The 6,677-nt window shown below is 78.9% G+C and carries 6 protein-coding genes; 2 read left to right on the forward strand and 4 right to left on the reverse strand.

The window, feature by feature from the left end:
- Positions 1 to 138: 138 nt before the first annotated feature.
- Positions 139 to 1,239: a galactose-1-phosphate uridylyltransferase gene (galT, locus tag GTR00_RS11135; RefSeq protein WP_166611696.1), complete on the forward strand. Its 1,101-nt coding sequence runs from the start codon at positions 139 to 141 to the stop codon at positions 1,237 to 1,239.
- Positions 1,236 to 3,965: an EAL domain-containing protein gene (locus tag GTR00_RS11140; protein ID WP_166611692.1), complete on the forward strand. Its 2,730-nt coding sequence runs from the start codon at positions 1,236 to 1,238 to the stop codon at positions 3,963 to 3,965. Before galT ends, GTR00_RS11140 begins: the two co-directional genes overlap by 4 nt.
- A 182-nt stretch (positions 3,966 to 4,147) precedes the next feature.
- Here the strand turns inward: GTR00_RS11140 and GTR00_RS11145 are convergent, their stop codons facing one another.
- From GTR00_RS11145 to GTR00_RS11160, 4 genes are all read right to left on the reverse strand, one after another.
- On the reverse strand, positions 4,148 to 4,663 hold the full coding sequence (locus GTR00_RS11145) for a GNAT family N-acetyltransferase (protein WP_205705558.1): 516 nt from the start codon (positions 4,661 to 4,663) through the stop codon (positions 4,148 to 4,150).
- Positions 4,664 to 4,695: 32 nt separating this feature from the next.
- On the reverse strand, positions 4,696 to 5,610 hold the full coding sequence (locus tag GTR00_RS11150; protein ID WP_205705559.1) for a sugar kinase: 915 nt from the start codon (positions 5,608 to 5,610) through the stop codon (positions 4,696 to 4,698).
- 47 nt (positions 5,611 to 5,657) lie between these two features.
- Complete coding sequence (locus tag GTR00_RS11155; protein WP_166611694.1) at positions 5,658 to 6,317, reverse strand: bifunctional 4-hydroxy-2-oxoglutarate aldolase/2-dehydro-3-deoxy-phosphogluconate aldolase; 660 nt, start codon at positions 6,315 to 6,317, stop codon at positions 5,658 to 5,660.
- A gap of 84 nt (positions 6,318 to 6,401) precedes the next feature.
- On the reverse strand, positions 6,402 to 6,677 hold a 276-nt coding region (locus tag GTR00_RS11160; protein WP_166611695.1), incomplete at its 5' end, for a VOC family protein.

The following is a 6,677-nucleotide window of genomic DNA, read 5'->3' on the forward strand; positions in this document are numbered from 1 at the left end:
GACCCACCCGCAGGACCAGGAGGACGACGCGTGAGCAGCACCACCCCGGGCGAGCCCGGGCCGGGCGCGGGGTCGCACGACCCCGGCGACGGCCCGCGCCGCAGCGGCACCCACGAGTTCCGGCGCACCTCGACGCGCATGGCCGACGGCCGCGAGCTCATCTACTTCGACGACACCGAGCCGTGGCTGTCCGGCGAGCGCGCCCGCGACGCCGTGGACCACCGGCCGCTGCCGCCGGCCGACGAGGTCGTGCGCGGCGGTTCGCAGGTGCGGTACGACCCGCTCACCGGCGACTGGATCGCCATGGCCTCGCACCGCAACGACCGCACCCTGATGCCGCCGCCGGACCAGGACCCGCTGGCGCCCACCGTCCCCGGCGGCTTCCCCACCGAGATCCCCGACGACTCCTACGACGTCGTGGTGTTCGAGAACCGCTTCCCCTCCTTCTCCACCCGCGTCGGCGGCGAGCCGGGCCTCGTGGACGGCGAGGAGCTGTGGCCGGTGCGCCCGGGCACCGGGCGCACCGAGGTCATCTGCTTCACCAGCGAGGCCACCGGCTCCTTCGGCACCCTGGACCCGCGCCGCGCGCGCACCGTGGTGGAGGCGTGGGTGGACCGCACCGAGGGCCTGGCGCGCGTGCCCGGCGTGGAGCAGGTGTTCTGCTTCGAGAACCGCGGCCGCGAGATCGGCGTCACCCTGCCGCACCCGCACGGGCAGATCTACGGCTACCCGTTCGTGACGCCGCGCACCGCCACGGTGCTGCGCCGCGCGGCCGAGCACCGGGCGGCCACGGGCCGCAACCTGTTCCGCGACGTGCTGGACGCCGAGCGCCGCGCCGGCACGCGCGTCGTGCTGGAGACCGAGCACTGGACGGCGTACGTGCCGGCCGCGGCCCGCTGGCCCGTGGAGGTGCACCTGGCCCCGCACCGCGACGTGCCCGACCTGCCCGCCCTCGACGACGCCGAGCGCGCCGACCTGGTCACCGCCTACCTGGACCTGCTGGGCCGGCTGGACCGCTACTACCCCGACGACCGGCCGCTGCCCTACATCGCCGGCTGGCACCAGGCCCCCGTGCGCACCGGGCGTGAGGAGTTCCGCTTGCACCTGCAGGTCTTCAGCGTCCTGCGCGGCCCCGGCAAGGTGAAGTACCTGGCCGGCTCGGAGTCCGCGATGGCCGCCTGGATCAACGACACCACCCCCGAGCGCATCGCCGCGCGGCTGCGGGAGGTGGCCGCGTGAGCGTCCCCGCGTTCTTCGAGGCCCCCGCGCGCGCGCAGGCCGCCGAGTCCGTCGCCGACGCCTACCGCGCCGCGTTCGGCGAGACCCCCGAGGGCGTGTGGTCCGCCCCGGGCCGGGTGAACCTCATCGGCGAGCACGTCGACTACACCGGCGGGCTGTGCCTGCCGCTGGCGCTGCCGCACCGCACGTTCGTCGCGCTCAGCCCCCGCCACGACGACGTCGTGCGGGTGCGCTCGGCGCAGGAGGCCGGCGCCGACTGGGAGGGCTCGCTGGCCGACGTCGGCGCCGGCTCCCCCGAGGGCTGGGCCGCGTACGTGGCCGGGGTGCCGTGGGCGATGGGCCACGAGCACGGCTTCGACGCCGTCGTCGACGGGCACGTCCCCCTGGGCGCCGGGCTGTCCTCCTCCGCGGCGCTGGAGTGCGCCGTGGCCATCGCCCTGGCCGACCTGGCGGGCCTGCCCACCGACGACGCCGGGCGCGCGGAGCTGGCCGGGGCGTGCGTGCAGGCCGAGAACGTCGTCGCCGGCGCCAACACCGGCGGCATGGACCAGGCCGCCTCGCTGCGCTGCCGCGCCGGCGGGGCGATCCTGCTGGACACCCGCGACGACTCGGTCACGCACCTGCCGCTGGACCTGGCCGGCGCCGGGCTGGCGCTGCTGGTGGTGGACACCCGCGCCGCGCACTCGCACTCCGGCGGCGAGTACGGCGCGCGCCGCGCCGACGTCGAGCGCGCCGCGCGCGCGCTGGGCGTGCCGGACCTGCGCGGGGTCGACCCCGCCGACCTCGACGACGCGCTGGCCCGGCTGGCCGGCGAGCCGGGCGCGGAGGTGCTGACCCGGCGCGTGCGCCACGCGGTCACCGAGATCGACCGGGTGGCGCGCACCGCGACGCTGCTGCGCGCCGGGCGGGTGCGCGAGGTCGGCGCGCTCATGGACGCCTCCCACGAGTCGCTGCGGCACGACTACGAGGTCTCCGCCCGCGAGCTGGACCTCGTCGTCGACACCGCCCGCGCCGCCGGGGCCCTGGGCGCCGACGGCGCCGCGGTCGTTGTGCCCGACGACGAGGGGACGCTGCGGCTGGCCTGCGCCACCGCCGGCGACGTCGCCGAGGTCGAGGCCGTGCAGGAGCTGCTGCGCGAGGGCCCCTGCTGGGACGCGCACCGGCGCGGCCGGGCCGTGCGCAGCGCCGACCTCGCCGTGGAGGGCGACTGGCCGCACTACCAGCGCCGCGCGGCCGAGGTGGGCGTGCACGGGGTGTGCGCGCTGCCGCTGAGCAGCCGCGGGGCCCGCCTGGGCGTGCTCACCGTCTACCACCGCGCCCCCCACCGCTGGAACGGCGAGGAGCTCCTCGCCGCCGGCGCGTTCGCCGACCTCGCCGCCTGCTGCCTGGCCGTGGCCCGCGACCGCGAGGAGGCCCGCAGCGCCCGCGCGGAGCTCGCCTACCGCGTCGAGCACGACGCCCTCACCGGCCTGCCCGTGCGCACCGTGTTCCTGCAGGAGCTGGCCGCTGCGCTGCGCGACCTGCCCGCGCACCGGCTGCTGGGGGTCCTGTTCGTCGACCTCGACGGGCTCAAGCACACCAACGACACCTACGGCCACCTCGCCGGCGACCAGCTCATCCGCGTCAGCGGGCGCCGGCTCACCCGCGCCGTGCGCCCCGGCGACGTCGTGGCCCGCGTCGGCGGCGACGAGTTCCTCGTCCTGCTGCGCGAGCTGCGCTCGGCCGGGGAGGCCGCCGCCGTCGCCGAGCGCGTCGTGCGGGAGTTCGCCGCGCCCGCCGAGCTGGACGACGTGCCGGTGCAGCCCTCCGCCAGCGTCGGCGTCGTCGTCACCGCCACCGCCGACCCCACCGCCGCGGACTCGCTCGTCTCGCGCGCCGACGCCGCCATGTACCAGGCCAAGCGCGCCGGCCCCGGCCGCTGGGCCGTCTTCGACCCCGACGCCTACGCCGACGCCGCCGACCGCACCGACCGGGGCACCGCCCTGCGCCGCGCGCTCACCTCCGGGCAGCTGGAGGTGCACTACCAGCCGGTCGTGGACGTCACCACCGGCCGCGCCGTGGCCGTGGAGGCCCTGGCCCGCTGGCGGCACCCCGAGCGCGGCCTGCTGACCGCCGAGGAGTTCCTGCACGCCACCGAGGACCCCCACGTGCTCGCCGAGCTCGGCACGTGGGTGCTGCGCAGCGCGTGCGCGCAGCTGGAGGCCTGGGACGCCGAGCTCGGCGCGCGCGGCCCGGCGCGGGTGTTCGTCAACGTCTCCGCCCTGGAGGCCGGCGGCCCGTGGCTGGAGCGCGAGGTCGTCGGCGTCCTCGCCGCGCACGGCCTCTCCCCCGACCGGCTCGTGCTGGAGATCACCGAGCGCGAGGTGCTCGACGACCCCCGCACCACCGGCACGCTCGCGCGGCTGCACGAGCACGGGTGCGTCATCGCCATCGACGACTTCGGCACCGGCTACTCCTCCCTCAGCCGCCTGGTGCACCTGCCCGTGGGCGTGCTGAAGGTGGACCGCGCCTTCACCGAGGAGGTCCCCGCCGACGCCGCCGCCACCGCCGTGGTCGCCACCGTGCTGCGCCTCGGCGAGAGCCTGGGCTGCCAGGTGGTCGTGGAGGGCGTGGAGGACCACAAGACCCTCGCGGCGCTCACCGCGCTGGGCTGCCGGTACGCGCAGGGCTTCCACCTCGCCCGCCCGGCGCCGGCGCACGAGCTGCGGGCGCTGCTGGCCGGCTGAACGGGCCCGGCCGGGGTCGGGCGGGGTGGTGACGCAGCCGCGGGGGGCGAAGGGCGCGCCCACGACGGGCGCGTCGGCGGCCGCGCCGAACGAGGCGGCCTGTTCGCGGTGGGCGGCGCCGGGGTCCACGTGCCGCAGCGTGCCGCAGCGGGTGCGGTCCGGGGCGGCGGTCCCCGGGTGCCTCAGCGCTCCAGCGCGCGGCGCATCCGCTCCTCGGCGAGGGCGGGGTCGCGCGGCAGGGGCCGGCGCTCACCGGTGGGGCGGAAACCCAGGCGCTCGTAGAACCGGCGCGCGCGGGGGTTGGCGTCGGTGACCCGCAGGCTCACCGTGGACGCACCCAGCGCGGCGGCCCAGGCGCAGGAGGACTCCACGAGCCCGGTGGCGGTGGGCCCGCCGCGGTGGGCGGGGTCCACCCACACGGAGACGAGCTCGCGGTCGGCGGGGTCGTCCGCGGAGGGCACGGCGGCGGCGATGCCGACGACCTCGTCGCCGGCGCGGGCGAGGAACCAGTCGCCGTCGGCCACGCGGGTGCGCCACGTCGCCTCGTCGAACGCCTCCTCGCGGGCCAGGGTGGAGCCGAAGGCGCCCGGGGAGTCGGCCAGGGCGCGCAGGCGGGTGGCGCGCACCAGGGGCCACTCCCCCGGTGCGGCGCGGTGCACCCGCACCGGCGCGGCGGCGGGCGGTGGACCGGGGGGCACACCCGGACCCTACGGGCGGTGGGCGGGCGCGGTCAGCGCGAGACGGGGTCCTGCGCGTCCAGCAGGGGCAGTTCCGCGCGCCGGGGCGCGCCCTCCCAGTCCCCGGGGACCTGGCAGGCGAACGCCCCCGCGCGCACGGCGGTGGCCAGCCGCTCCGGGGCGTCGCAGCCGCGCAGGAGCTCGGCGAGGTAGCCGGCGACGAAGCCGTCCCCGGCGCCGACGGTGTCCACGACGGCGACGGGCACGGCGGGGCGGTGGTGCTCGGCGCCGTCCACGACCGCGACGGCGCCGCGGGCGCCGAGCTTGACGACGGCCTGCGCGGGCCCGAGGGCGGTCAGGGCGCGGGCCAGGCGCACCGGGCCGTCGCGCTCGCCGACGAGCATCGCCGCCTCGTCCTCGCCGGCGAACACGACGTCGGCGCGCTGCGCCAGCCGCGCCAGCACCGGCCCGGCCCGGTGGGCTGGCCACAGCGCCGAGCGGTGGTTGACGTCGAGGGAGACCAGGGCGCCGGCGGCGCGGGCGGTGTCCACGGCGTGCTCGACGGCGTCGGCCGCGGAGGCGGACAGGGCGGGGGTGATGCCGGTGACGTGCAGCAGCGCGGCGCCGGTGAGCGCCGCCGGGGGCAGGTCGTCGCGGTGCAGGCGGGAGCCGGCGCTGCCGGCGCGGTAGTACCAGACGCGCGCGCGCTCGCCGGTGCGGCGCTCCTTGACCATGAGCCCGGTGGGCGCGTCGGGGTCGACGACGGCGGCGACGTCGACGCCCTCGGCGCGCAGCTCGCGCAGCACCAGCTCGCCCAGGCTGTCGGCGCCGACGCGCCCGACCCACGTCACGGGGGTGCCCAGGCGCGCCAGGGCGATGGCGACGTTGCTCTCGGCGCCGCCGACGCCCAGGGCCAGGGAACGGGCGTGGGCGAGCGGGCCGGGCGTCTCGGAGCGCGCCAGCGCCATCGTCTCGCCCAGCGTCACCACGCGACCGGGGGCGCCGGCGGGGGCGGTCACGCCGGTCCCCGCGCGGCGAGGGCCTCGGCGACGGAGCCGCACAGGCGGCGCGCGCGGGCGGTGAGGGCGGCGGGGTCGCCGCCGGAGAAGGCGTCCCCGAGCAGCGGGCCGCCGAGGCTGACGGCGAGCGCGCCGGCGGCGATCCACGCGGCGGCGTCGTCCACGCCGACGCCGCCGGAGGGGACGACGCGCAGGTCGGGGAACGGCCCGCGCAGCTGCGCCAGGTAGCCGGGCCCGACGGCGGAGGCGGGGAAGAGCTTCACGGCGGTGGCCCCGGCCCGCCAGCCGGCGTGCAGCTCGGTGGGCGTCAGGCCGCCGGGGAAGACCGGCACCGCGCGCTCGACGGCGGCGGCGACGACGTCCAGGACGGTGGTGGGGGTGACGAGGTAGTCGGCGCCGGCGTCGAGGGCGCGCTCGGCCTCCTCGCGCGTGGTGACGGTGCCCACGCCGATCTCCGCGTCGCCGGAGAAGCGCTCGCGCAGCCCGGGGAGCTCCTCGAACACCCCGGCGGTGCTGAGGGTGAGCTCCACCGAGCGCACGCCCCCGGCGAGCAGGGCCTCCACGACGGGGGCGTACTCGCGGGCGTGGCGGGCGCGCAGCACGGCGACGACGGGCACCTGCCGCAGCAGCGCGGACAGGGGCGGCCGGGCGGTCATCGCAGCACCTCCGGGGCGTGGACGTCGGCCGGGGGCCTGGACCGCGCCCCCGGTGCGGCCCACCGTAGCGGCGGGCGCCCGCGCTCAGGCCCGGTCGTGCAGGGTCAGGGCGTACCCGTCGGGGTCGGCGACGGTGAAGGTGCGCCCGAAGGGCCCGTCGGCCGGGGCGGCCAGCACCGGCACGCCGGCGGCGGCGAGCCGGTCGTGCAGCTCCTGGGCGTGCTCGGCGCGCAGCCACAGCGCGACGCCGGTGCCGGGGCGCGGGAGGGCGGCGTCGAGGTCGACGCCGGGCAGCGGCTCGCGCACGGCGAAGGGGACGGGGGCGGTGGCGAACACGACGGCCCCGGGCGGGCCGGCGTG

Source organism: Kineococcus indalonis (genome assembly GCF_009906395.1).
Lineage (GTDB): Bacteria > Actinomycetota > Actinomycetes > Actinomycetales > Kineococcaceae > Kineococcus > Kineococcus indalonis.